We start from the raw sequence: 24,086 nt of genomic DNA, 5'->3' as shown, positions 1-24,086 counted from the left end.
ACCAGATCCGCAAGGTGACCACCCTGCCCGCGCTGGCAGCCAGGGCGCGCGGGACCCATCAGTAAAGCCGTAAGAGGCTCCCAGGCAAGGACGGGGCCGGGGGTGACCACGCACTGCATGCGCTCCATCAGCAGTGCGTGGTCACCCCCGGCCCCGGCCGTCCACCGTAAGAAAGTCCAACCCACCAACCGCAACCACACCAGGGGGAGCCACCCAGCCCGGATGGTGGCGTGACCAGGCCGGGACGGCACCGCCAGGGCTGGTGTGCCACGGGACCCAACACTGCGCGTACCGGTAAAAAGGGTTTAGCTCGCACCGCTGTTCTGCCAGTTGAGCCGGGTGAGCAGTTGACGCGCGTCGTCGGCGACGTCGGCCTCCACGATTACCGCATACTGGCTCGCTCGCAGCGAGCTGCGTGAGGTGAAGTCGCGGCGGCCGCCGGTCATCGCCTGGGCGATGGCGCCGAAGATCGCGCCCCAGGCCGCGCCGATGAGGAGGCCCGCGAAGATCAGGCCGAACCAGTTCGCGTCGCTGAAGATGCCGAGGAACAGGCCGATGAACAGGCCGAACCAGGCGCCGCTGGCGGTGCCCGCGAGGGCGGCCCGCGCGGTGGTCATCCGGCCCAGCACGTTCTCGACCAGGCGCAGGTCGGTGCCGACGATGCTGGTCTTCTCGACCGGGAAGCGGTTGTCGGACAGATAGTCGACGGCCTGCTGGGCCAGCGCGTAGTCCGGGTAGGTCGCCACCGACACGGTCGGCGTGGCCGGGGCGCCGGCGGTGGGGTCCGTGGCGGGCATGGCCGGCACGCCGGCGGGACCCGGTGGGACGGTGCCGTCCGGGCCGGGCGTGGTGGCGGCCGGGACGGCAGGCGGCGGGTTCTCGGTAGGAGTGGTCATGGTGGATCTCCTCCTCAGTCGGCGGCCGGCGCGGGCTGCGCGGACGCAAGCGTGGATCCGGATCCCACCGGCCGGTCACCGGCGGCGAGCCGCACCCAGATCGCAAAGATTCCGGCGACCGACGCCGTGATGGCCGCGGCGCCGGCGAAGAACGCGAACCGGCCGGAGACCAGGTCCGGCAGCATCCGCTCGGAGAGCACGACCGCGCCGATGCCGAGCAGGGCGGCCAGCGCGCTGAGCACGCCCACCCCGCCGACCAGCAGCAGGGCCAGCCGGTTCGGCCGGGCCGTGACGCCGGTGATCCGCGCGCGCCGGGCCCGGACCAGGGCGGACGCGCCCGCGCCCCAGGCCAGCACGACCAGCAGGCCCGCGATGGTGTCGCTCGGGCGGTGCCATTCGGCCCAGACGGTGGCGATCGCGATGATTGTCACGTACGCGGCGCCGATCAGGGCGACCGTGCCGCGGATCGCGAACGGCAGGACCAGGATCAGCGCGAACGCCACCGAGGCGGCGGCGGTCGTGTGGCCGCTCGGGAACGAGTTCGGGGCGGGGAAGCCGTCCAGGTCGGGCCGGGGCAGCCGGTTCTTGAACAGCCGGGTGCTCAGGTTGGCGCCGATCACCAGCAGGCCGGCGGCCAGCGCCAGGTCGGCCCGGCGGCGGATGAAGCCGATCGCCGCGGCGCTCACGCAGACCAGCACCAGGCTGGCCAGCGTCGTGCCGTTGAGCGCGCGGTCCAGCACCTGCACCACGCGCTCGTGCTCCACGTCGGCGCCCTGCATCATCAGGGTGTCCACGCTCTGCCCGAGCGAGGTGCGCACGCAGGCGAGGTAGACCCCGGCCACGCCGGCGGCGGCGAGCAGCGCGATGAACGCGTGCGCGACCACGTGCCAGAAGCCGCGGCCCGCCCGGTCGCCCGGGTCGGGGTCCGCGCTTTCCGCGGGGCGGGATGCCAGGGCCGTCATCGGCGGTGTCCTCCTGTGTGTCAACGAGTGGGCGGTTCCGCATTGCCCAGCCGGGCGCCATCTCAAGCGCGTCCCGGCGAAGGAAGCGCGCGGATCATAGTCCTCTTCCGTGTCGCCCGCCCCACGGCTCACGCGCCTGCCCTCGGCAACGCGGATGCACCCGCGCGCAGCCCGGGCCCGCAACGCCGTCCCCCGATCTTCTAACAGACGCCGAGAAATGCCGCCGGCCGCGATGAAGGGGACTAAATGCTGCACACCGCTCGCCGACTGCTCACCGCGCCGCTGTTGCTCGCCGCGCTCGGTGCCGGGCTGCTCGTGGCGCCCGCAGCCGCCGACGCGGCGGGGGTGTCCGCCACGATCCATGTCGGCGGCACGCTCAAGGTCCGCTCCGGGCCGGCGCTGAACACCAAGGTGGTCGGCACGGTTCGCAACAAGCAGAAGGTCACCGTGGCCTGCTACGTGCCCGGCCAGAAGGTCAAGGGCTCGCTGCGCACCAGCACCGCCTGGGACCGGCTGAGCACGGGCCGCTACGTCTCGCACGGCTATGTGAAGACGGCGCGCGCGCTGTCGCGCTGCGCCGTGAGCTCGCCGACCGCCGTGCCCACCAAGACCAAGACCTCGAGCACCGCCCGGTACGTCATCGGCACGGTCAAGAGCGCCGAGGGCAACGTGAACCTGCGCTCCGGCGCCGCGACCACCGAGTCGGTGACCGGTACGGTCGCCACCGGCGCGAAGATCGACCTGACCTGCGCGGTCACCGGTCAGCTCGTGAGCGGCACGGTCCGCTCCACGACCCAGTGGGACCGCACGCCGACCGGCTCCTTCATCTCGCACGCGTACATCTACTCCGGGACGCTGCCGTTGTGCGCGGGCGCGACCACCCCGCCGCCGTCGGTGACCCTGACCCCGGCCGAGTTCATCGCGGCCTCGGTGCCCGGCGCGCAGCGCGGCTGGCGCGAGTACGGCGTCCCGCCGTCGGTCACCATCGCCCAGGCCATCCTCGAGTCCGGCTGGGGCCGCAGCAGCCTGGCGTCGGTGGACCGCAACTACTTCGGCATCAAGTGCCAGAACGGCCGCTACGGCACGCTCGCCGACGGTTGCCACGTCTACCGGACCAACGAGTGCACCAAGGCCGGCAAGTGCTTCGTCACCTCGGCGACCTTCCGGACCTACCCGAGCCAGTCGCACTCGTTCCGCGACCACGGCAGCTTCCTGCGGGTCAACAGCCGCTACGAGGGTGCCTTCGCCCACAGCAAGGACGCCAACAAGTTCATCTGGGCGGTGTGGAAGGCCGGTTACGCCACGGACCCGAACTACTACACCAAGGTCACCGGGATCATGGCTTCCTACGATCTGTACCAGTACGACACCTGGAAGTGAACTGGCCTCACCCCCGTCGGCGGAACCTCGCCGGCGGGGGTGTTTCGCGCCTTATGCTCCCTGCGGTGAGAGGTCGCGGTGCCGGGATGCGGGACGGCGCGACGAGAGCGTGGCCGAGGCGCTTCGTCGGCCCGATGCTCGCCGCCACCGTCCTCGCCGCCGGGCTCGCCGCCACCCTGGTCACCGTGGGCGCCGTGCGTGCCGGCCAGCGCGAGAGCGCGGACCGGGTGATGGACCAGCGCACCGCGGTCGCCCGGGCCGCGGTCGCCGACGAGGCCGGCCGCTACCGCAACCTGCTGCAGGCGGTCGCGGCCGGGCTGGGCACCGACGCCCGGCTCACCGCCGCCGACTTCGCCGCCGCGACGGTCCCGCTCGACGACGCCGGCCTGCTCGGGGCCACCTCGGTCGCGTACGTGGTGCCGGCCCGCACCGAGGCCGTCGCCGAGACGCAGGCGTTCTGGCGGCAGCGGGGTGCCACCGGGCTCCACCTCGCCCCCAGCGACAGCCACTCGGAGCACTACTTCTCGATCTTCCGGCACGGCCTGACCGACCGCGGCCCGGCCCGGACCGGGGTCGACGTCGCGCCGTCCGCGGAGGGGTCCGCCGCGCTCGCCGAGTCCCGCCGCACCGGCCGGCCGGCCGTGTCCGACACGTACGTGCTGCTGCGCGACCGCGGCATCCCGACCGACCGCCAGCAGTTGTCGTTCCTGTTCGCCGCCCCCGTCTACGCCCCCGCCGCGGCGCCCGGCCGGCCTCCCCGGTTTCAGGGCTGGGTCGCGATGGGCCTGCGCGGCCAGGACTTTCTCGGCGGTGTACTGGGCGCCGCCAGCCAGGGCCTGCTGGACGGCGAGTTGTACGCCACCAACGGCGACCGGCGCCGGGTGCGGGTGGCCGCGTTCGACGCCCCGGGCGGCCGGAACCTGACCCGGCAGGCGACCTTCCCGGTGGCCGACCGGCAGTGGACGCTGGTGACCGCCGCCGACTCGGCGAACCTGCCCGGCGCGCACCGCGGCCTGCCCGCGATGATGCTGGCCGGTGGCCTGTCGATGACCGTCATGCTGGCCTGGCTGGTCTGGATCCTGGCCACCGGCCGGTCCCGCGCGCGCGACCAGGTGCTGGTCGCCACGGCCGAGCTGCGGATCGCCGAGGCCGAGAGCCGCCGCCAGGCCGGGCTGCTCGGCGCGATCATGGCCAGCCTCGGCGACGGGGTCGCCGTGGTCGACGAGTCCGGCGCCTTCCTGCTGCTCAACCCGGCGGCCAGGGCACTGCTCGGCGTCGGCGACGACGTGGCCGGTCCGGAGGCCTGGCAACAGCACTACGGGCTGTTCCGGGCCGACGGGCACACCCCGTTCCCGGTCGAGGAGATGCCCCTGGTCCGGGCCCTGCGCGGGGAGGCGTCCGACGGCGTCGAGGTGGTCATCCGCAACGCGCACCGGCCCGACGGCATCCTGGTCAGCGTGGACGGCCGGCCGCTGGACGCCGGCGCCGCCGGGCAGCACGGCGCCGTCGCCGTCTTCCGCGACATCACCGAGCTGCGCCGGTACGAGACCGACCTGGCGGTCTTCGCCGGGGTCGTCGCCCACGACCTGAAGGCGCCGCTCGCCGTCATCCGCGGGCGTTGCGAGATCGCGGCGGACGAACTGGCCGCCGCGCCCGCCGGCCCGGAGGTGAGCCAGGCCCGCGCCGCCCTGGACCGGATCGCCGGCAACGCCGACCGGATGGCCGCGCTGATCGACACCCTGCTCGCGTACACGACCTCGCGGGACGCGCCGCTCAAGCTCGGCACCGTGCCGCTCGGTCCGCTGGCCGCGGACGTGATCGAGCACCTCGTCGAGTGGCTGCGGCCCGCCGGCGCGCCGGCACCCGACTGCTACCTCGGGCCGCTGCCCGACGTGCGGGCCGACCCGGCGATGCTGCGGCACGTGCTGGACAACCTGATCGGCAACGCCCTCAAGTACGTGCCGGCGGGCCGGCACGCCCGGATCGACGTCACCGCCGAGGCCGCGGCGCCCGGCTGGACGCGGATCGAGATCGCCGACCGCGGCATCGGCATCCCCGACGAGGACAAGCCGAACATCTTCGAGTCGTTCCACCGGGCCCCGACCGCCGCCGGCTACGCCGGCACCGGGCTCGGGCTGGCCATCTGCCGCCGGATCGTGGAGCGCCACGGCGGCACGATCGGCGTCGCCGACAACCCCGGCGGGGGTACGCGCTTCCACTTCACCCTGCCGCTCGCCGCCACCGGGGAACGGGCCGGGACCGACCGCACCGCCCTCGACCGGGCCCTCGTCGCCCGCGCGGCGGTCGAGAGATCGACACCCGCTGAGCTGACCCGGAAGGGGCAGAGTCAGCTCGGATCGGGCGGCAGCAGCTCCGCCACGCAGGCCAGGAGCTGAGCGGGCAGGAACGGCTTGAGCAGCGTCGCGTTCGCGCCGACCTCGGCGGCCCGCTCGTCGCCCGGCAGCATGGAACCGCTCGCCAGCACCACCGGGATGTGCTTGAGCCCGGCGTCGGCGCGGATCGCCCGGCACAGGTCGAGCCCGGTCATCCGGGGCATGTCCACGTCGGTCACCACGATGTCGGGGCGATGCTTGCGGATCACCTCCAGCGCCGAGGCGCCGTCGTTCGCGACGATCACCTCGTGCCCGGCGCGCTCGAGGGCACGCTGGAGCACGAACCGGATGTCCTCGTGGTCCTCAGCGACGACGATCATGGCACCTCGGGTCTCTACATGCCGGTGATCCGGCCGGAAGCTGTCGGAGAGATACCGAACGAGACGCCCGGGGGGAAACGGGCTGGCCCGGCCCTGTTGCCGTACGGCAAACATCGTGGCCGGCTCCCGCGCCGGGTGGGCAAGATGGAGGACATGACGATTCCCTCGGTACCGCTGGGCGGCCCGGTCGACATGCCGCTGCTCGGCTTCGGGACCTGGCAGATCCGCGGCGACGCCGCGTACGACGCCGTGCGCCGGGCGCTGGCGGCGGGCTACCGCCACCTCGACACCGCCACCATGTACGGCAACGAGGCCGAGGTCGGCCGGGCCCTGCGCGACAGCGGCGTGCCCCGCGACGACGTCTTCCTCACCACCAAGCTGCCGCCCGACCGGGCCGGCGGGGAACGGGCCACGCTGGAGGCCAGCCTCGCGGCGCTGGGCGTCGACGCCGTCGACCTGTGGCTGATCCACTGGCCGCCGCGGCGCGGCAAGTCGGTGCCGGTCTGGCGCGAGTTCCTGGCCGCCCGCGACGAGGGCCGGGCCCGGGCCGTCGGGGTCAGCAACTACGGCACCGAGGAGATCGACGAGCTGATCGCCGCGACCGGGCAGCGGCCGGCGGTCAACCAGATCCGCTGGGGCCCGAAGCTGTACGACGCCAAGCTGGTCGCCGGGCACCGCGAGCGCGGCGTCGTGGTCGAGGGCTACTCGCCGTTCAAGACCACCGACCTGCGCGATCCGGTGCTGGCCAGGATCGCCGCGGCGCACGGCGTCGAGCCGGCCCGGGTGGTGCTGCGCTGGCACCTGCAGCACGGGATCGTGGTGATCCCGAAGAGCGTCACGCCCGAGCGGATCGTCGGCAACGCCCAGCTCGACGGCTTCGTGCTGACCGAGGAGGAGATGGCGCGGATCGACGGCCTGTCGCGGGTGTGACCGGAACGCGGCGATAATCACCGAGCGTTCCGGGCCGCATCTGCCTATTGTTGAGCCGCCATGTCTGTCACACCCGTCAGCCCGGACCTCGCCGAGCTCCGCCGCCGCCTGTCCGAGCTGTTGCCGCGCGACGAGCGCCGGCTCCAGCGCCGCATCGAGGGCACCCGCCGGATCCGCGACGAGGTCGCCCGCTCCGCCGTGCTCACCGAGATCGCCGCCGAGGTGACCGAGGCCGAGCAGCGGCGTGCCGCGCGCCTGGCCGCGGTCCCGCCCATCACCTATCCGGACGAGCTGCCGGTCAGTCAGCGCCGCGAGGACATCGCGGCCGCGATCCGCGACCACCAGGTCGTGGTGATCGCCGGCGAGACCGGCTCGGGCAAGACCACCCAGCTGCCGAAGATCTGCCTGGAGCTGGGCCGGGGGGTCCGCGGCCAGATCGGGCACACCCAGCCGCGCCGGATCGCCGCGCGCACGGTGGCCGAGCGGATCGCCGAGGAGCTGGGCACCCCGCTGGGCTCGACGGTCGGTTACAAGGTCCGCTTCACCGACCAGGTCACCGACGAGACCATGGTCAAGGTCATGACCGACGGCATCCTGCTCGCCGAGATCCAGAACGACCGGCTGCTGCGCCGCTACGACACGCTGATCATCGACGAGGCGCACGAGCGCAGCCTCAACATCGACTTCATCCTCGGCTACCTGGCCCAGCTGCTGCCCAAGCGCCCCGACCTCAAGCTGATCATCACGTCCGCGACCATCGAGACGGCGCGCTTCGCCGAGCACTTCGCCGGCCCGGCCGGCCCCGCGCCGGTCATCGAGGTCTCCGGCCGCACCTATCCGGTCGAGGTCCGCTACCGCCCGCTGGTCGAGCCGGCCGCCGACGAGGACGAGGGGGAGCGCCGCGAGGAGCCGATCGATCAGGTGGACGGCATCGCCGCCGCCGTCGACGAGCTGGGCCGGGAGAGCAGCGGCGACATCCTGGTCTTCCTCAGCGGCGAGCGCGAGATCCGCGACACCGCCGACGCGCTCACCAAACGCGACCTTCGGAACACCGAGATCGTCCCGCTGTACGGCCGGCTGTCCGCCGCCGAGCAGCACAAGGTCTTCCAGCGGCACACCGGCCGCCGGGTCGTGCTGGCCACCAACGTCGCCGAGACCTCGCTGACCGTGCCCGGCATCCGCTACGTCGTCGACCCCGGCACGGCGCGCATCTCCCGCTACAGCAGCCGGCTCAAGGTGCAGCGGCTGCCCATCGAGGCCGTCTCGCAGGCCAGCGCCAACCAGCGCAAGGGCCGCTGCGGGCGCACCTCGGACGGCATCTGCATCCGGCTGTACGCCGAAGAGGACTTCGAGACCCGGCCCGCGTTCACCGAGCCGGAGATCCTGCGTACCAATCTCGCCTCGGTCATCCTGCAGATGACCGCGCTGGGGCTCGGTGACCTTTCCGCGTTCCCGTTCATCGACCCGCCGGACAAGCGCAACGTCACCGACGGCGTCAAGCTGCTGGAGGAGCTCGGCGCCCTGGAGCAGCGCAAGCTCACCGCGATGGGCCGCCAGCTCGCCCAGCTGCCGGTCGACCCGCGGCTGGCCCGCATGGTCATCGAGGCGGACAAGCAGGACTGCCTGGCCGAGGTCATGGTCATCACCGCGGCGCTGTCCATCCAGGACCCGCGCGAGCGCCCGGCCGACAAGCAGCAGCAGGCGGACGAGAAACACGCCCGATTCGCCGACAAGGATTCCGACTTCTTCAGCTACCTCAACCTCTGGCGATACCTGCGGGAGCAGCAGCGCGAGCTGTCCGGCAACCAGTTCCGCCGGCTGTGCCGCAGCGAGTTCCTCAACTACCTGCGGGTCCGCGAGTGGCAGGACATCTACTCGCAGCTGCGCCAGGTCACCCGCACCCTCGGGCTCACTCTCACCGAGCGGGACGAGCTCGCCGCCGCCGAGGCCGTGCACACGGCGATGCTCGCCGGACTGCTCTCCCACATCGGCCTCAAGGACACCGACAAGCGCGAATATCTCGGCGCCCGCGGCGCCAAGTTCGCGATCTTCCCGGGATCGGCGCTGTTCAAGAAGCAGCCCCGCTGGGTGATGTCGGCCGAGCTGGTCGAGACGTCGCGGCTGTGGGGCCGGGTGAACGCGCGGATCGAGCCGGAGTGGGCCGAGAAGCTCGCGCCGCACCTGGTCAAGCGCAGCTACAGCGAGCCGCACTGGGAAAAGAAGCTGGGCGCGGTGATGGCCTACGAGAAGGTGACCCTGTACGGGCTGCCGATCGTGCCGCGCCGCAAGGTCGGCTACGCGAAGGTCGACCCGGCGATGTGCCGCGAGCTGTTCATCCGGCACGCGCTGGTCGAGGGCGACTGGGAGACCCACCACAAGTTCTACGCCGAGAACAACCTGCTGCTCTCGCGGATCGCGGAGATCGAGAACAGGGCCCGCCGCCGGGACATCGCGGTCGACGACGAGACCGTGTACGCCCTCTACGACGCCCGCATCCCCGCCGACGTGGTCTCCGCCCGGCACTTCGACGCATGGTGGAAGAAAGCCCGGCATGACGACCCGAACCTGCTGACCTTCACCCGCGAGCTGCTGGTCAACGCGGGCCGCGACGGCGTCGACCCGGGCGCGTATCCGGACGCCTGGCTGGTCGGCGACGTCCGGCTGCCGCTGACCTACCAGTTCGAGCCCGGCGCGGCCGCCGACGGGGTGACCGTGCGGGTGCCGCTGCCGCTGCTCAACAAGCTCGACGCGGGCGACTTCGGCTGGTCGGTGCCGGGCCTGCGCCGGGAGGTCGTGATCGCGCTGATCCGGGCCCTGCCCAAGCAGCTGCGCACCAGCTTCGTGCCGGTGCCCGACTGGGCCGACGCCGTGCTCAGCCGCATCCCGGCCCGCCGGGGCGCGCTGCCCGACGCGGTCGGCGACGAGCTGCGCCGGCTGACCGGCACCGTCGTGCCGCGCGACGCCTGGCGGCCCGACCAGGTCCCCGACCACCTCAAGATTAACTTCCGGGTGGTCAACGAGGACGGTGCCGTCCTGGGCCAGGGCCGCGACCTCGACGTGCTGCGCGCCGGCCTGGCGCCCAAGGTGCAGGCCACCATCTCGGCGGCGGCCGGCGACATCGAGCGCCGCGGCATCACCACCAACGACTTCGGCAAGCTGCCCCGCTCGATCGCCCAGGTCCGCGGCGGCTACGAGGTCACCGTCTATCCGGCGCTGGCCGACGAGGGTGCCAGCGTGGCGGTGCGGGTCTTCGAGACCGAGGCCGAGCAGCGGGAGTCGATGCGGGCGGGCACCCGCCGGCTGCTGCTGCTCACCCTGCCGCCGGCCGCCCGCTTCCTGCAGGGGCGGCTGGACAACCGGGCCAAGCTGGAGCTGTCCCGGGGCAACCCGTACCGCTCGATCGCCGACCTGCTCGACGACTGCGCCGGCGCGGCCATCGACAAGCTGGTCGCCGACGCCGGCGGTCCGGCCTGGGACAAGGACTCCTTCGCCAAGCTGCGCGACGAGGTCCGCGCCGACCTGGTGGACGCGGTCGCCAACGTGGTGACCCCCGTCCGGGCCGTGCTCGCGACCGCGTACGAGGTCGAGCAGCGGCTCGGCGGCACCCGCGATCCGGCCCTGGTCCCGGCGCTGGCCGACATCCGGCAGCAGCTCAAGGGCCTCGTGCATCCCGGCTTCGTCACGGAGACCGGCTGGAAGCAGCTGCATCACCTGCCCCGCTATCTGCGCGGCATCCTGCATCGGCTGGAGCGCCTGGTCGGCACCCTGCCCCGGGACAGGCAGCTCATGAACCAGCTGCACGAGATCGAGCGCGAATACCGCGAGCTGCGCGGCGAACTGCCCGCGGGCGGCCCGGCCGACGAGGGGCTGCGGGAGATCCGCTGGATGATCGAGGAGCTGCGGATCAACTTCTTCGCCCAGGCCCTGGGTACGGCCTATCCGGTGTCGGACAAGCGCATCTACCGTGCCATGGATCAGCTGCCCGGATAAGGTCTGCTGTACCTTTCGGGGCGGTTTCTCCGCCTGCGGGGTGCGTCGCGGGCAGCGGTCGGGTGCCGTTCGGTTACCCGGCTGTCAACCGGTGGCGTGAGGCCCTAGCGTCCTTGCCATGACCAACGAATTCCTGGCCTTCGCCCCGGTTTCCACCGCTGCCGTCGTCGACCCGGCCCGCGCACTGCTGGACGAGATGATGGCGCGGGTGGGCGTCGACGGGCTGGCTGCCGCGCTCGGCGACGCCGGCCTGCTCGCCCAGGTCGATCAGCACGCCGCCGCCGTACGGGACGCACTGCGCGACGCCGGCCGTACGGTCGATGCCGAGGGCCTGGCCGCCTACGCCAAGTCGATCGCCGCGGCCGCCGACCGGATGGGCCGGCCGGTGCCGCAGCCGGGTCACGCGTACGTGTCCGGGATCGCGTGGCTGGCGGCGGAGTGGCACCTGATGCGCCTGGTGGCCGTCTGCATGATCGCCGAGTCGGCCGGCCTGTTGTAGGGATCACCCGAAACGCCCATTCTATGGTTTTAGCCGTTTAAAAAGTTTTCCGTACCTTTTGTTCCATGCGTTTCCCTGCCTTGCTCGCCCTCGCTCTCGCGGTGGCTCCCGTCGCTTCCGGCGCTCCTTCGCTTTCCGCAGCAACCGCGCCGGTCACAGTCGCCCGGTACACGTTCGATGGTGGCGCCGGCGCCACCGGCCGGGTCGCCGAGAATTCCGGCCGCGGTGCCGTCCTGACGGTCCGCGCCGCCGACCGCGGCCGGGTGACCTTCGCCGGCACCGGTGCCGACAAGTACGCCGCCTTCCCCGCCGCCTGCCCCACCAAGGCGACGTCCTGCCCCCGCGCCCTGCTCGAAGGCGCCGACGACCCTGACCTGGACCCCGGCACTCGGCTGTTCCGCTGGGGCGCATCGGTCCACCTCACCAGGGCCCAGCTGACCGGCTCCGCCAACGTCGTCCAGAAGGGCGCCGTGGACACCGACAGCCAGTGGAAGATGCAGATCGGCGCGCGGCAGGGCAAGGCACACTGCGTCGTCGTCGGCCAGGGCTCCGCCAAGGTCTACCTGGCCCGCAGCAGCGTCGGCGTCGCCGACGCCAAGTGGCACGACATCATGTGCCAGCGCTCGGGCCCCGTGCTGGCCGTGTACGTCGACGGCCGGGAGCGCGGCCGGATCGGCGTCCCGGCGACCCTGTCGATCGCGAACAGCCGGCCACTGCGGATCGGCGGGCCGAACCTGAACGCCAGGAGCGAACTGCTCCACGGCCGGCTCGACGACGTCTACGCCCGCCTGGGCTGACCCGGGTCACGCGGCCGTCTATCAGGAATTCCTCAGCGCGAAACCCGGCGTCATCATGCCGGCGGCCGACACTACCGCGCTCGCACTGTCGTACCGCTCTGCCATCATGCCTGTCATGGACCTGCAGTTCAGCGGAGACATCTGGCACTGGCGCGGGCCCGCGCCGTGGTATTTCGTGACTGTGCCGGAGCCGGAATGCGTCACGCTGCGCTCGTGGTCGTATGCGAGCTATGGCTGGGGGATGATCCCGGTCGTCGCGCGGATCGGCCAGACCGAGTGGGAGACCTCCCTCTGGCCCAAGGACGGCCGCTACGTCGTGCCGCTGAAGGCCCACGTCCGCAAGGCCGAGCAGCTCGACGAGGGCGTCACCGTCGCGGTCCGGCTAGCCGTCCGCGATCAGGGATAACTGATCACGACGGCGGGCGCCAGCCGCGCGGCGTGGCCGCGTCGCGCCGCATGACCACCGGGAAGACGCTGGAGTAGGCCTGCCAGGACGGTTGCGACCGTGGCCGGGGAGCGGCCGCCGACCGCACCAGGGCCTGCAGGATGTCCTCCAGTGCCCGGTGCAGCTGCGGATCGGTGACGGTGCCCTGCCCGTCGACCGCCGCCGGGTCGAGCGGCACCCGGATGCAGGCCGGCCGCAGCAGCCGGGCGTTGCCGAAGCTGAGGGCGGTCTGCAGCGCGGTGAGCGCGCTCTCGTCCTCCCCGGGAGCGGCCACCGAGAGCCAGGCCGCCGGCTTGCCGTGGAGGTCGCCGCCGTCCACCAGCCAGTCGAGCAGGTTCTTCAGGCTGCCCGGCAGCGACCCGGCATACTCCGGGGTGCTGAACAGCACGGCCTGGGCGGCGGCGATCTCGTCCCGCAGCCGGCCCACCGCCTCGGGCACCGGCTGCTCCCCGGGCACGAAGGCCGGCAGCCCGCGCAGGCCGTCGTAGAGCGTGGCGGTGAGGTCCGCCGGAGCGAACCGCACCGCTGTCCGCAGGGCGGCGGTGTGCAGCGAACCCTCGCTGGTGCCGCCCGTGATCAGCAGGATGCGCGTCATGTCGAGACGATATCGATCGCTTTTGACGGCGCACCCGCGGGCTCAGCCTCGCAGCGTGGCGAGCGCCCGGCGGAGCTGATCGAGCGGCGCCGCGCCCAGCGGGCGCAGCACCACCGTGCTCGCGCCGGCGGCCCGCAGTGCCTCGACCCGGTCCGGCACGATCGTGGCCGGCCCGATCAGCGTGAACAGGTCAGCGGGCTCGGCGCCGAGCCAGGCCGCCTGCGAGGCGACGATCTCCCGGGTCGCCGCCGCGGCCCGCTCGGCGTCGTCGTCGACGTGCAGGTAGGTGAAGACGATCAGCTCGTGGCCCGGGCGGTCACCGGTGGCGCGGCCGCGGTCGATGTGGACCAGTGCGGCGGTGATCCGGTCGGGACCGATGCCCTCGGCGAGGATCGTGCCGTCCGCCACCCGCCCGGACAGCTCCAGCGACTTCGGCCGGACCACCCCGGTCACCAGCGGCGGCACCTCGGCCGGCGGGTGCACCAGCCGTACGCCGTCGATGGTGACCTCCCGGCCGCGCGCCGACACGGTCTCGCCGCCCAGCAGCGCGCGCACCCCGACGATTGTCTCCTCCAGGAGCGCCAGCTTGCTGGCGGCCTCCGCGCCGACCTGGCGCATCCATTCCGCCACCCCGTGGCCGAGCCCGGGAACCAGGCGGCCCGGGTATGCCCGGGCGAGGGTCGCCAGTTCCATGGCGAGCAGGGCCGGATTGCGCAACGCCGCCGGCGCGATGCCGATGCCCACCCGCAGGCGCTCGGTCGCGGCCAGGGCGATCGTGGCCGAGCTGATCGAGCCGGCCCAGCCGAGGTCCTCCACCACCCAGAGATCGTCGGCGCCCGCCTCCTCCGCCCCCGCGGCGAACGCGGCCAGCTCCTCGGGCGCCTGGTCGCGGTCGAACATGACACCGATGCGTGGCCGCTGGGACCCGGTCGTGAGGTGATTCGCAGACATCGCGTGATTCTAGATCACTTGGCCGCTCTTGACCTCAAGTCAGGTTGAGGGTCGAGGCTCTGCCGGACAGTCTTCGAACGGTGGGAGTGGGTCCGGATGCGGGTGGTCCAGGTGGCGAGGTTCGGCGGTCCGGAGGTGCTGGAAGTGGTGGCGGCGCCGGATCCGGTGCCCGGCCCCGGCGAGGTCGTCGTGGCGGTCGCCGCCGCCGAGGTCCTGTGGGTCGAGACCATGATCCGCAGTGGACACGGCGGCGACTACTTCCCGGTCCAGCCGCCGTACCGGCCCGGTCCCGGGGTCGCGGGCACGGTGATCGACGTGGGGGAGGGCGTTGACCGGTCGTGGTTCGGCCGCCGGGTCGTGACGCCCACCGGGCCGAACGGCGGCTACGTCGAACGGGCGCTGGAACCAGCGGCCGGGCTGCTAGCCGTGCCGGACGGTGTGGAGCTCAGCGAGGCCGCGGCGCTGCTGCACGACGGCGTCACCGCGCTGGGCGTGCTGGAGGTGGTGGCGCTCCGGCCCGAGGACCGGGTGCTGATCACGGCGGCGGCGGGCGGCATGGGCGCCCTCCTCGTCCAACTGGCCCACGCGGCCGGGGCCGAGGTGGTGGCCGCGGCCAAGGGGGTCAGGAAGCTCGGCCGGCTCGGGCCGCTGGGCGCGGACCTGGTGGTGGACTACTCGGAGCCGGACTGGACCGAGCAGGTCGGCAAGGTGAGCGTGGTGCTCGACGGCGCCGGCGGCGCGTACGGCCGGGCCGCGCTCGACCTGGTCGCCCCGGGCGGACGCTTCTCGGGGCACGGCACACCGGCGGGCAGCTTCGCCGGCCCCGGGGCGACGGTGGCCGAGGGCGTCACGGTGACCGGCATCGAGCGGCTGCAGTTCACCCCGGAACGGTTCCGGCACTACGCCGCCGGCATCCTGGCCGAGGCCGCCGCCGGGCGCGTGCGGCCGCTGATCGGGCAGACGTTCCCGCTGGCGCGGGCCGCCGACGCGCATGCCGCGCTGGAGAACCGGACCGCGATCGGCAAGACGGTGCTGCGCTGCCCCTGAGCCGGCGTGCCTGATCAGGGGCGATATCCCGATGGGAAACACCGGGTGGGGACGTGCGGGTTCCGCTTCTCGGTTGCTGCCGGGCGTCGGCCGGGGGTGTTTCCGATGGGGAAGCAGAGCAAAGCGGTGTCGGGCGAGCCTGGCCCGTTCCGCTACGCGTGCTGTCACCAGGCTGAGCGGGTGAGGCGAGCAACACGCCTGGGGTGCGCGAGGCGACTCCGGGGAGGCCGGTCAGGGCGGGAGCAGAAGTTGCTGCTGGAGGGTGTACTGGCAGGGCACCCTGCGTCGATGGGGTTCGGCGTAGCGTCGGTCGGCGTGGACAACCGCAAGGAAGTGAGCGAGTTCCTCACCACGCGCCGGGCCAGGTTGAGCCCGCAGCAGGCGGGGATCGCGCCCGGCACCAATCGGCGGGTGCCGGGGCTGAAGCGGGCCTGCCCGACCCGGCTTGCAGCAGATGCTGGACGCCATCACCGCGGGCCCGGCATTCGTGCGTAACGGCCGGATGGACATCCTGGCCGCCAACGCCCTCGGCCGCGCGTTCTGGGATCAGGTGTTCGACGCGCCGGCGCATGGCAACATCGCCCGGTTCAACTTCCTCGACCCCCGCGCCCGGGACTTCTACCCGGATTGGGACGGCGCCGCGAACGTCAGCGTCGCGATCGTGCGGACCGAGGCTGGTCGCGACCCGTACGACAAGAGCCTGCAGGACCTGGTCGGCGAGTTGTCGACGCGCAGTGACGAGTTCCGCCGCCGCTGGGGCGCGCACGACGTCCGCCACCACGGCTCGGGCACGAAAAGCTTCCACCATCCGGTCGTCGGTGACCTGACCCTGGCGTTCGAGGGCCTGGAACTGGCCAGCGACTCCGGTCTGACCCTGACCATCTACACCGCGCAGCCGGGCTCGCCGTCGGAGGAGAACCTTCGCCTGCTCGCCCACGTCACCGACCAGGAATACCAGACCTGACCACCGACCTCACGAAGGAACATCCACATGCGACACACCCGTCTCGGCGCCAGCGGCCTCAAGGTCAGCCGGCTTGCGCTCGGCTGCATGAGCTACGGCGACCGGACCACCCCCGATGCCCATCCGTGGGCGCTGACCGAGGACCAGGCCGAGCCGTTCTTCCGCCAGGCCGTCGAGCTCGGCGTCACCTTCTGGGACACCGCCAACGTCTACCAGGCCGGCACCTCCGAACAGATCGTCGGCCGGGCGATCACCCGCTACTCTCGCCGCGAGGACATCGTGCTCGCCACCAAGGTCCGCGGCCACATGCACGGCGGCCCCGGCGGCTCCGGACTCTCCCGCAAAGCCATCCTCGAACAGGTCGACGCCTCCCTGACCCGGCTCGGCACCGACTACATCGACCTCTACCAGATCCACCGCTTCGACGACGATGTCGCGGTCGAGGAGACGATGGAAGCCCTGCACGACATCATCCGGGCGGGCAAGGTCCGTTACCTCGGCGCGTCCTCGATGTACGCGTGGCAGTTCGCCAAGTTGCAGCACGCGGCCGACCTGGGCGGCTGGACCCGGTTCGTGTCCATGCAAAACCAGTACAACCTGCTGCGCCGGCACGACGAGCGCGAGCTGATGGCGATGTGCGGCGACATGGGCGTCGGCTTGGTGCCGTACTCGCCGAACGGCAAGGGCCGGCTCGCCCGCCCGGTGGGTGAGCAGAGCACCCGCTCCAGCACCGACAAGGTCGTGCAGGCCTTCGACTCGCCGTACGACGAACCCGTCATCAACGCCGTCCAGCAGGTCGCTCAGAAGCGCGACGTGAGTATGGCCCAGATCGCTCTGGCTTGGGTGCTGCGCAACCCGCTGGTCTCGGCCCCGATCGTGGGAGCGACCAAGCCCCACCACCTGTCCGAGGCGGTCGCCGCCCTCGATATCGAGCTGACCGACGACGAGGTCGCCACCCTGCGAGAGCCTTACGTCGAATACGGTCCGTCCTGGTACTGACGCCCGAATCAACCCTTGTGGCCAGCCCGGTCACCGTAGTCAGCCGCGCCCAGACCACCGGCTGCGGTCAGGTGCGGTAACCGGAGCCGATCTGTCTCGATCATGGCCGGGAGCCTGGGTCGCTGCCCGCGGCCGGCCAACCGGTTTCGGAGGCAGCGGGCCGGGACGGATCCCGGCCCGCTGCGGGCCCGTCAGCTGCGGCGGAAGGCGTAGGAGCGGGTCGATCCGCCGGAGGCCCGGCCCGCGTGGTCGCGGTCGGAGCGCCGGCGGGCCGCCAGCCGGGCGTCGCGGGCACCGTGGTGGGCCGCGGTGTCGCCGGTGGCGGACTGCTGGCCCGGCCCGCCGGTGGTGGCGGACGGCAGGGACACGGCCGCCGTCAGGTGCCGGCGGGCCAGGTCGTCAGGATCGACGTGTACGGAAAAGGGCTGGTCAGGCATGGAGCTACCTCCTCGATGCGCGAGGCGAGTGGTGCGAACAGCGAGATGGCGCACGGTGGCCGCAGCGAGCGGGGACCGTGGCGGGCACGCGCCGGTGTGGCACGGCGGGCCCGGGGCAGGCCCAGGCCGGGATCATCGCGTGGCAGCGTCAGGAGATCATGCGCATACCGTACCGCCGGGCCCGACGGCGGGCGAGCGATTTATCGGCTCCGTCCGCGGCGGTCGCCTCGTCGCGCGTCGATGGCGAACGGTGACGTGGCGGGGGCGGAGCCCATCAGGCTCAGCTTGGTGCGCGACGGGGCACGGACCGCGAGCATCGCGATGTCGTCGCGGAGGCCGCCGTGCGCCCAGTCCGAGACGAGCCGGCGGACACGTGCCACGGCCGCCTCGCCGGGCAGGCCGTGGCAGCTCGCCAGCACGTCGCCGAGCCGGCCCTCGCCGTACTGCTCCGTGCCGCTGCGGGCCTCGGTGAGACCGTCGCTGTACAGCAGGCACAGCTCGCCCGGCGCCAGCTCGATCGTGGCGGGGTGCACGGCGATCTGCGGCACCACGCCGATCAGGGTGCCGGACACCGGCACCGCCTCGACCGTGCCGTCGGCGCGCAGGACCAGTGGGGCCGGGTGGCCGCCGGTGGCCAGGATCATCCGCACCCGGCCGTGGCCGGCCCGGCTGATCGCGGCGACGACCAGGGTCACGAAGCGGTGCCGCGGGCGCGAGCCGAGCAGGGCCCGGTTGAGCACCGTGAGCAGCTGTGCCGGGTCGGAGCCGACCAGGCTCAGCGCGCGCAGCGTCTGGCGCACCTTGCCGGTCAGCACGGCGGCCTCGGGTCCCCTGCCGCAGACGTCGCCCAGCGCCACGACCGTTTCGGAGCCGCCGCCGGCCGGGCCGAAGACGTCATAGAAGTCGCCGCCGGCCGCGCAGAGGGAGCCGGGGGAGTCGCCGCCGGCCCTGGCCGCCTGGTAGGAGCCGATCAGCTCGATGCCCTCGGGCCGTGGCAGCTCCGGTGGCACCAGGTCGGCCCGGAGGATCGCGGTGAGGTCGACCTGCTCGCGGCACCGCGCGACGGCGGAGATCGCGGTCTGGAACGCTTCCGCCCGGGCGAACTCCTCGGTGGTGTCCCGCAGGTACCACCCGTAGTGATCGTCGCCGAGCGGCCGGCGGTGGCCGAGCAGCCGCCGGCCCCGGTGCTCGGTGGCGAACGTGGCGGCGCCGTCGGCGGTGGCGCGGTCCAGCCCGGCCAGCGGGCTCCGCGCGGCCGTGCCGCCCGGCGCGAGGTCGGGCAGCAGTGCGCTGGCGGCGGCGTTGACGAGCACGATCGAGTGGTCGGCGGCGCAGAGCAGCACCGCCTCCGTGGCGGCGTCCAGGGCGGCACGCAGCAGGGCCGGAGCGGGCGCGAGAACCGGAGCGGCCGGTGCCCGGGCGTCCATTCCGTTCCCCTTCCGCTCCCGCCGGAATCAGGTGATTCTGGTCAGCCTACGCGGGGTTACCCGGCGGTGACGGTGTCAGCGTCGATGTCGACGACCACGGGCGCGTGGTCGGACGGGCCCTTGCCCTTGCGGGCCTCCCGGTCGATCACCGCGTCGCGCACCGCGGTCGCCACGTCGGCGGTGGCGTAGACCAGGTCGATCCGCATGCCCTTGTTCTGGTGGAACATTCCGGCCCGGTAGTCCCAGTAGGTGAAGGGCCGGTCACCCTTCATCGGCCGGGGCAGCACGTCGGTGAGGCCGAGCGCGCGCAGGGCGGCCAGGGCGTCGCGCTCCGGCGGGGTCACGTGGGTGGCGCCGGCGAAGACGGAGATGTCCCAGACGTCGTCGTCGGTCGGCGCGACGTTGAAATCCCCGGCCAGCACGGCCGGGCCCGGCTGGGCGGCGAGCGCGTCGCGCAGCGCGGCGAACCAGGCCAGCTTGTACGCGTAGTGCGGGTCTTCCGGGGTTCGGCCGTTGGGGACGTACACCGAGGTGAAGCGGATGCCGGCGCAGGTGGCGCTGATCGCGCGCGCCTCCGGGTCGGGGAAGCCGGGCTCGCCGTCGAAGCCGTGCCGGACGTCGGCGAGGCCGATCCGGGAGAGCAGGGCGACCCCGTTCCAGCGGCCCTGGCCGTACGCGGCGGTCTCGTAGCCGAGCGCCGCGACCTCCCGCTCCGGGAAGCCGTCCGCGGCGACCTTGGTCTCCTGCAGGCAGAGCACGTCGGGCCGGGTCTGCTCGAGCCATTCCAGCAGCCGGGGCAGCCGGGCCTTGGCCGAGTTGACGTTCCAGGTGGCGAAGCGCATCACCCCAGCCTGCCAGCCGGATGGGGGATTAGTGCTCCGGGGTGCGCTGCTTGGCGCGGATCGCCGGGGAACTGCTCCGGGTGGCCGCGAGCAGGGCGCACGCCAGGCCCGAGGCGAGCACGAACAGCACGGCCACGAGCCAGAGCACGGACCCGTCGGATCCGATCAACGTCGTCATCAAGCCGCCTCCTCGGTCTCCGCTGTCATCGGCCGGACGTCGCCGATGGCAGCGGTCCCGAACCGGTGGGAATAATGCCGGACTTGTCGCCGGTGCACCAGTGGCTGAGGAGACGTTTGTCACCCCATGGGGAAGACGGTACCCCTGATCCGGGCTCAGCCGGGCGGTACTGGGGCGTACCGGCGGGCGCCCCAGTGGGTCGCGAAGTCTCCCGCCGCCACCCCGGGACCCCACAGCCAGCCCTGCCCCTGGGTGACCCCGACGGCGCCGAGCGCGTCGCGCTGGACCCGGGTCTCGACGCCCTCGGCCACGATGCTCAGGCCCAGCGCCCGGCTCATCGCCACCACGGCCCGGACGATCTCCTCGTCCTCGCCGCTCTCGCCGAGGCCGGACACGAAGGATCGGTCGATCTTGACGCCGGTGACCGGGAAGCGGCGCAGGTAGCCCAGCGCCGAGAAGCCGGTGCCGAAGTCGTCGACGAGCAGCTTGAGGCCGAGTTCGCGCAGCTCGTACAGCACCCGGGCGGTGATGCTGCCGCCGTCGGCCATCACCGACTCGGTCATCTCCAGGGCCACGGCCGCGGCGGGCACCCCGTGCCGGAGCAGCTCGCCGGCCACGATCAGGGGCAGCTCGGCGTTGCTGAGCTGGCGGGGCGAGACGTTGATCGACAGGTAGAACTCCGGGCCGACGGTGCCGTCGGTGCGCCACCGGGCCAGCTGGCCGAGCGCCTCGTTGCGCACCCAGGTGCCGAGCGTGCCGATCAGCCCGGCGTCCTCGGCCACCGGGATGAACGTCATCGGCGGGATCGGGCCGCGCTGCGGGTGGTTCCACCGCACCAGGGCCTCGGCACCGATCGGCTGGCCCGTCCCGAGCCGCACGATCGGCTGGTAGACCACGCTGAGCTGGCCCTCGGCCAGGGCCGTGCGCAGGGCGCCCTCCAGCTCGATGCGCTCGCGGACCCGGTCGTGCATCGAGGTGTCGAAGATGGTGGCGCGGCCCGGGCCCTCGGCCTTGGAGCGGTACATCGCCGTGTCTGCGTCGCGCAGCAGGGCCTGGGTGGTCATGGCGGGCGCGGTGTCACCGGGCGCGTGCGCGATGCCGATCGACGCGCTGATCACCAGCTCGGTGTCGCGGACCGCGAGCGGGTGCGCGAAGCACCCCTGGATGATGTCGACCAGCCGCAGCGCGCCCTGCTCGTCGCCGAGGTAGGCCACCAGGAACTCGTCCCCGCCCACCCGGGCGAGCATCGTGCCGGCCGGGATCGCCGCGCGCAGCCGGGTCGCCACCTCGATGACGAGCTGGTCGCCGGTGTCGTGGCCCCAGGAGTCGTTGACCCACTTGAAGCCGTCCAGGTCGAGGAAGGAGACCCAGATCCGCCGGGGGTCCGGCGGCGGCACGGTGCCGAGCAGCCGCTCGATCTCGCTGGAGATCATCCGGCGGTTCGGCAGGCCGGTGAGCGGGTCGTGCATCGCCTGGTGCTCGGAGTGCAGCTGCGCCGCGACCTGCGCCTGCACGGCGGTGACCGCCCGCAGCAGCAGGAGGGAGACGATGGCCAGGCCGCAGGCGCCGATCAGCGCCCGGTATTCCGGCGAGTCGTCGCCGACGACCACCAGCAGCACGAACGGGGTCGACACCGCCGGCACCAGCAGCGTCATCCGGCGCCAGGACCAGGCCTGCACCGGGTGCCGGTTCGCGCGGCCGAGGTCGACCACCGACGGGTGCAGGGCGGTGACCCCGAGCAACACGTACGCCAGCAGGAACGGCACGTCGAGCAGCGGGGAGGTGTAGGTCTTGCCGTCCACGCCGATGATCGCGTACGCCAGGTCGCCGACGACGATCAGCGCCATCCCGGCCACCAGCGTCGCCAGGCTCACCGGCCAGGTGCGTACGGTGAAGGTGAGGTTGATGACCAGCGCGAGCAGCACGACGTCGAAGAGCGGGTAGAGCCCGGCCAGCACCGACTCGATCGCCGGCCGGTCGGCGATCGCGGCGGCCGGGGCGGCGAGCAGCAGCGCGCTGGCCAGCCCGCCGGCCAGGCAGACCATGAGCCCGTCGAGCACCGAGTGCCGGGCTATGCTGCCCCGCGAGCGCAGCAGCATGCCGAAGAAGACGACGAGCAGGACATAGCCGGGCACGGTGAAGGCGTCCGCGATCAGCGGCTCGTTCACCACCAGGGGCCGGACCACCACGCCGACCAGGAACAACAGGGCCGCGGCGCTCATGAACGGCCAGGCGGCGCGGGGCTCGGCGGCGAACCGGCGGGGCGCGACGAGGCAGACGCACACCGTGCCGATGCCGATCAGGGCGACGCCGGCGACGTTGACCGCGGGTGCGAGGTTGAGGGTGTAGAGGGCGGTCGCGAGCACGCCGGCACCGCCGAAGACCTTCCACCATCGCCGACCCTGTGTCGACGGAGCTGTGGACAGCACCCGTCATCGCCCCCTGGCCAGTCAGCTCATCAGCGCTCCCGCCGATGGCACCGTACCCGCCGTGGACCGGTGCCCGGCAGGGGTTCCGTGGACAAAGACTGTCGGACAGGCGCACCTGTGCAGCACCTGCTGGGCAACCGCACCCAGCAGTGAGCCGCCGCCGACGCCCCGCGGACCCAGGATCATCATCCGTGCCCGCCGCGACGCGCGGATGAGAATCGGCGCGGCTTCGCCGACCAGCAGCCGGCTTTGCGACCCGCCCAGCTCCGGCACGGCGGTCAGGGCGGCCTCCAGCACGCGGTGCCCGTCCTCCAGCGCGGCCGGGCTGTCCACCACGTGGACGATCTCCACCGGGACCGACCGGCGGCGTGATTCGACCGCCGCGACCCGCAGGGCCAGCATCGAGCTCGGCGAGCCGTCGACCGCGGCCAGCAGCGGGCCGGCCGGCGGGCGGACGCCGCGGGCGACCACGACCGGGCAGCGGGCCCGGGCGACGGTCTGCACCAGCACCGAATCGACCGGCAGGCGCGGGCTCAGCGTGAGATCGTCGTCGCCGAGCACGATCAGCTCCGCCGTCCGGCTCTGCCGCAGCAGCTCACGCACGGGCAGGCCGTCGGCGAGCCGGCCCTCGACCGGCACGCCCGGTGCGGTGCGGGAGGCCGTCGCCACCGCGCGCGCCACGATGAGGCCGGCCTCGTGGCGCGCGGTGGCCCAGTCCGGTGCGTCATCGAAGGAGCGGCCGGGCCAGGAGAACGCGTGCAGGATCCGCAGCGGTTGCCCCCGGGCCGCCGCCTCGCGGGCGCCCAGCCGCGCGGCGGCCAGGCCGGACGATGTGCCGTTGACGCCGACGACCACTGGGGCAGGGCCCGGTGTCCGCATCGGTTCACCACCTCCGCACCGCGACGACGCGGTCCACAGACCATTATCTATGGTGTTCCTGGGAAGGCGGTCGTGATCAATCCCTCAGCGCTCGACCGCCTGATGACCCGTTCAGCTTGAGGGTTTACGGTGAACGGCAGGTTATTGGCGACATCTGCCGGTGAAGTGAGGGAATTACATGACGGATGTCAAGCTCGACCACCCCGGTGGCCAGTTGTCCATGCCGGTGCGCCCGGCGGTCGAGGGTCCAGGCGGCATCGACGTCAGCGCGCTGCTGAAGGAGACCGGATACGTCACCCTGGACCAGGGCTTCGTCAACACGGCTTCCTGCGCGTCGGCGATCACCTACATCGACGGTGACGCCGGCATCCTGCGCTATCGGGGCTTCCCGATCGAGCAGCTCGCCGGCAAGGCCTCGTTCCTCGAGGTGTCCTATCTACTGATCCACGACGCGTTGCCGACGCCGGCCCAGCTGGCCGAGTTCGGCGACAAGATCCGCGTGCACACGCTGCTGCAGGAGGAGATGCGCGCCTTCTTCTCCGGCTTCCCGCGTGACGCGCACCCGATGGCCGTGCTCTCCTCGGCCGTCACCGCGTTGTCGACGTTCTACCAGGACGCGCTCGAGCCGACCGATCCGGAGCAGGTCGAGATCTCCGGGATCCGGCTGATGGCGAAGCTTCCGACCATCGCGGCGTACGCGTACAAGAAGTCCATCGGCCACCCGCT

Annotated in this window: 22 protein-coding genes; 11 read left to right on the top strand and 11 right to left on the bottom strand. The window is 72.6% G+C overall.

Translation table 11 applies throughout. The annotated features are described in order from the left end of the window. Positions 1 to 305: 305 nt before the first annotated feature. Both DMB66_RS51475 and DMB66_RS51470 read right to left on the bottom strand, forming a co-directional pair. Entirely contained in the window at positions 306 to 896 is a 591-nt protein-coding gene (locus DMB66_RS51475) for a general stress protein (RefSeq protein WP_125811403.1), read from the bottom strand. Positions 897 to 910: 14 nt separating this feature from the next. After that, positions 911 to 1,858 (bottom strand): phosphatase PAP2 family protein, encoded by a 948-nt coding sequence (locus DMB66_RS51470; RefSeq protein ID WP_125811402.1) that lies wholly within the window; start codon positions 1,856 to 1,858, stop codon positions 911 to 913. Positions 1,859 to 2,104: 246 nt separating this feature from the next. On the opposite strand from DMB66_RS51470, the gene gsmA reads away from it, so the two are divergent. Beyond that, the gene (gene gsmA, locus DMB66_RS51465; RefSeq protein ID WP_125811401.1) at positions 2,105 to 3,238 is read left to right on the top strand and encodes a sporangiospore maturation cell wall hydrolase GsmA; all 1,134 of its coding nucleotides are present in this window, start codon (positions 2,105 to 2,107) and stop codon (positions 3,236 to 3,238) included. A gap of 65 nt (positions 3,239 to 3,303) precedes the next feature. Beyond that, positions 3,304 to 5,634: an ATP-binding protein gene (locus DMB66_RS51460; protein ID WP_233625444.1), complete on the top strand. Its 2,331-nt coding sequence runs from the start codon at positions 3,304 to 3,306 to the stop codon at positions 5,632 to 5,634. On the opposite strand, the gene DMB66_RS51455 is transcribed toward DMB66_RS51460, so the two are convergent. Beyond that, on the bottom strand, positions 5,586 to 5,951 hold the full coding sequence (locus DMB66_RS51455) for a response regulator (protein ID WP_125811400.1): 366 nt from the start codon (positions 5,949 to 5,951) through the stop codon (positions 5,586 to 5,588). The genes DMB66_RS51460 and DMB66_RS51455 overlap by 49 nt on opposite strands. Before the next feature lie 144 nt (positions 5,952 to 6,095). Between DMB66_RS51455 and DMB66_RS51450 the strand changes: the two genes are divergently transcribed. The 5 genes from DMB66_RS51450 (at position 6,096) to DMB66_RS51430 (ending at position 12,573) form a co-directional block, all read left to right on the top strand. Beyond that, positions 6,096 to 6,881, top strand: a complete 786-nt coding sequence (locus tag DMB66_RS51450; RefSeq protein WP_370320960.1) for an aldo/keto reductase — start codon at positions 6,096 to 6,098, stop codon at positions 6,879 to 6,881. 60 nt (positions 6,882 to 6,941) lie between these two features. Beyond that, complete coding sequence (gene hrpA / locus DMB66_RS51445; protein WP_125811399.1) at positions 6,942 to 10,871, top strand: ATP-dependent RNA helicase HrpA; 3,930 nt, start codon at positions 6,942 to 6,944, stop codon at positions 10,869 to 10,871. A 118-nt stretch (positions 10,872 to 10,989) separates the two neighbouring features. Further along, a complete protein-coding gene (locus DMB66_RS51440; RefSeq protein ID WP_125811398.1) occupies positions 10,990 to 11,370 on the top strand; it encodes a DUF6401 family natural product biosynthesis protein in 381 nt (126 codons plus the stop codon). A 65-nt stretch (positions 11,371 to 11,435) separates the two neighbouring features. Then, positions 11,436 to 12,167, top strand: coding sequence for a LamG-like jellyroll fold domain-containing protein (locus DMB66_RS51435; RefSeq protein ID WP_125811397.1), 732 nt, complete (start codon positions 11,436 to 11,438; stop codon positions 12,165 to 12,167). 115 nt (positions 12,168 to 12,282) lie between these two features. Continuing rightward, positions 12,283 to 12,573 carry a DUF1905 domain-containing protein gene (locus DMB66_RS51430; protein ID WP_125811396.1) on the top strand — a complete coding sequence of 97 codons (291 nt, stop codon included), beginning with the start codon at positions 12,283 to 12,285 and terminating at the stop codon, positions 12,571 to 12,573. Between the two features lie 4 nt (positions 12,574 to 12,577). On the opposite strand, the gene DMB66_RS51425 is transcribed toward DMB66_RS51430, so the two are convergent. Beyond that, positions 12,578 to 13,207: an NADPH-dependent FMN reductase gene (locus DMB66_RS51425; protein ID WP_125811395.1), complete on the bottom strand. Its 630-nt coding sequence runs from the start codon at positions 13,205 to 13,207 to the stop codon at positions 12,578 to 12,580. Between the two features lie 42 nt (positions 13,208 to 13,249). Further along, complete coding sequence (locus DMB66_RS51420) at positions 13,250 to 14,158, bottom strand: LLM class flavin-dependent oxidoreductase (RefSeq protein ID WP_125811394.1); 909 nt, start codon at positions 14,156 to 14,158, stop codon at positions 13,250 to 13,252. 96 nt (positions 14,159 to 14,254) lie between these two features. Between DMB66_RS51420 and DMB66_RS51415 the strand changes: the two genes are divergently transcribed. The 3 genes from DMB66_RS51415 to DMB66_RS51405 all read left to right on the top strand — a co-directional run bounded on the left by DMB66_RS51415 (position 14,255) and on the right by DMB66_RS51405 (position 17,168). After that, positions 14,255 to 15,205 carry a zinc-binding dehydrogenase gene (locus DMB66_RS51415; protein WP_125811393.1) on the top strand — a complete coding sequence of 317 codons (951 nt, stop codon included), beginning with the start codon at positions 14,255 to 14,257 and terminating at the stop codon, positions 15,203 to 15,205. Positions 15,206 to 15,659: 454 nt separating this feature from the next. Beyond that, positions 15,660 to 16,169 carry a hypothetical protein gene (locus DMB66_RS51410; RefSeq protein ID WP_233625442.1) on the top strand — a complete coding sequence of 170 codons (510 nt, stop codon included), beginning with the start codon at positions 15,660 to 15,662 and terminating at the stop codon, positions 16,167 to 16,169. Between the two features lie 27 nt (positions 16,170 to 16,196). After that, positions 16,197 to 17,168, top strand: coding sequence for an aldo/keto reductase (locus tag DMB66_RS51405; protein WP_125811392.1), 972 nt, complete (start codon positions 16,197 to 16,199; stop codon positions 17,166 to 17,168). A gap of 191 nt (positions 17,169 to 17,359) precedes the next feature. Here DMB66_RS51405 and DMB66_RS51400 read toward each other — a convergent pair whose 3' ends face one another. The 6 genes from DMB66_RS51400 to DMB66_RS51380 all read right to left on the bottom strand — a co-directional run bounded on the left by DMB66_RS51400 (position 17,360) and on the right by DMB66_RS51380 (position 23,360). Next, entirely contained in the window at positions 17,360 to 17,605 is a 246-nt protein-coding gene (locus DMB66_RS51400; RefSeq protein WP_125811391.1) for a hypothetical protein, read from the bottom strand. 200 nt (positions 17,606 to 17,805) lie between these two features. Beyond that, positions 17,806 to 19,032, bottom strand: a complete 1,227-nt coding sequence (locus tag DMB66_RS51395) for a PP2C family protein-serine/threonine phosphatase (protein WP_125811390.1) — start codon at positions 19,030 to 19,032, stop codon at positions 17,806 to 17,808. 56 nt (positions 19,033 to 19,088) lie between these two features. Next, on the bottom strand, positions 19,089 to 19,874 hold the full coding sequence (locus DMB66_RS51390) for an exodeoxyribonuclease III (RefSeq protein WP_125811389.1): 786 nt from the start codon (positions 19,872 to 19,874) through the stop codon (positions 19,089 to 19,091). Between the two features lie 28 nt (positions 19,875 to 19,902). Next, positions 19,903 to 20,052, bottom strand: coding sequence for a hypothetical protein (locus tag DMB66_RS61875; RefSeq protein WP_158647633.1), 150 nt, complete (start codon positions 20,050 to 20,052; stop codon positions 19,903 to 19,905). A gap of 155 nt (positions 20,053 to 20,207) precedes the next feature. Continuing rightward, a complete protein-coding gene (locus tag DMB66_RS51385) occupies positions 20,208 to 22,418 on the bottom strand; it encodes a bifunctional diguanylate cyclase/phosphodiesterase (protein ID WP_233625441.1) in 2,211 nt (736 codons plus the stop codon). An 84-nt stretch (positions 22,419 to 22,502) separates the two neighbouring features. Then, positions 22,503 to 23,360, bottom strand: coding sequence for a universal stress protein (locus DMB66_RS51380; RefSeq protein ID WP_125811388.1), 858 nt, complete (start codon positions 23,358 to 23,360; stop codon positions 22,503 to 22,505). Between the two features lie 178 nt (positions 23,361 to 23,538). On the opposite strand from DMB66_RS51380, the gene DMB66_RS51375 reads away from it, so the two are divergent. After that, positions 23,539 to 24,086 (top strand): citrate/2-methylcitrate synthase (locus DMB66_RS51375; RefSeq protein WP_305027620.1); only part of this gene is annotated, 548 nt, incomplete at its 3' end.

Source organism: Actinoplanes sp. ATCC 53533 (genome assembly GCF_003947245.1).
Note: the sequence above shows the minus strand (reverse complement) of the source record. Positions and strands in the feature narration are given on the sequence as shown.

Coding starts and splice junctions, on each gene's coding strand:
- DMB66_RS51410 (WP_233625442.1), top strand. CDS start 15,660: ATGCTGGACGCCATCACCGCGGGCCCGGCATTCGTGCGTAACGGCCGG.
- hrpA (WP_125811399.1), top strand. CDS start 6,942: ATGTCTGTCACACCCGTCAGCCCGGACCTCGCCGAGCTCCGCCGCCGC.
- DMB66_RS51415 (WP_125811393.1), top strand. CDS start 14,255: ATGCGGGTGGTCCAGGTGGCGAGGTTCGGCGGTCCGGAGGTGCTGGAA.
- DMB66_RS51455 (WP_125811400.1), bottom strand. CDS start 5,951: ATGATCGTCGTCGCTGAGGACCACGAGGACATCCGGTTCGTGCTCCAG.
- DMB66_RS51440 (WP_125811398.1), top strand. CDS start 10,990: ATGACCAACGAATTCCTGGCCTTCGCCCCGGTTTCCACCGCTGCCGTC.
- DMB66_RS51450 (WP_370320960.1), top strand. CDS start 6,096: ATGGAGGACATGACGATTCCCTCGGTACCGCTGGGCGGCCCGGTCGAC.
- DMB66_RS51430 (WP_125811396.1), top strand. CDS start 12,283: ATGGACCTGCAGTTCAGCGGAGACATCTGGCACTGGCGCGGGCCCGCG.
- DMB66_RS51400 (WP_125811391.1), bottom strand. CDS start 17,605: ATGCCTGACCAGCCCTTTTCCGTACACGTCGATCCTGACGACCTGGCC.
- DMB66_RS51435 (WP_125811397.1), top strand. CDS start 11,436: ATGCGTTTCCCTGCCTTGCTCGCCCTCGCTCTCGCGGTGGCTCCCGTC.
- DMB66_RS51425 (WP_125811395.1), bottom strand. CDS start 13,207: ATGACGCGCATCCTGCTGATCACGGGCGGCACCAGCGAGGGTTCGCTG.
- DMB66_RS51380 (WP_125811388.1), bottom strand. CDS start 23,360: ATGCGGACACCGGGCCCTGCCCCAGTGGTCGTCGGCGTCAACGGCACA.
- DMB66_RS61875 (WP_158647633.1), bottom strand. CDS start 20,052: ATGACGACGTTGATCGGATCCGACGGGTCCGTGCTCTGGCTCGTGGCC.
- DMB66_RS51395 (WP_125811390.1), bottom strand. CDS start 19,032: ATGGACGCCCGGGCACCGGCCGCTCCGGTTCTCGCGCCCGCTCCGGCC.
- DMB66_RS51390 (WP_125811389.1), bottom strand. CDS start 19,874: ATGCGCTTCGCCACCTGGAACGTCAACTCGGCCAAGGCCCGGCTGCCC.
- DMB66_RS51420 (WP_125811394.1), bottom strand. CDS start 14,158: ATGTCTGCGAATCACCTCACGACCGGGTCCCAGCGGCCACGCATCGGT.
- DMB66_RS51470 (WP_125811402.1), bottom strand. CDS start 1,858: ATGACGGCCCTGGCATCCCGCCCCGCGGAAAGCGCGGACCCCGACCCG.
- DMB66_RS51405 (WP_125811392.1), top strand. CDS start 16,197: ATGCGACACACCCGTCTCGGCGCCAGCGGCCTCAAGGTCAGCCGGCTT.
- gsmA (WP_125811401.1), top strand. CDS start 2,105: ATGCTGCACACCGCTCGCCGACTGCTCACCGCGCCGCTGTTGCTCGCC.
- DMB66_RS51475 (WP_125811403.1), bottom strand. CDS start 896: ATGACCACTCCTACCGAGAACCCGCCGCCTGCCGTCCCGGCCGCCACC.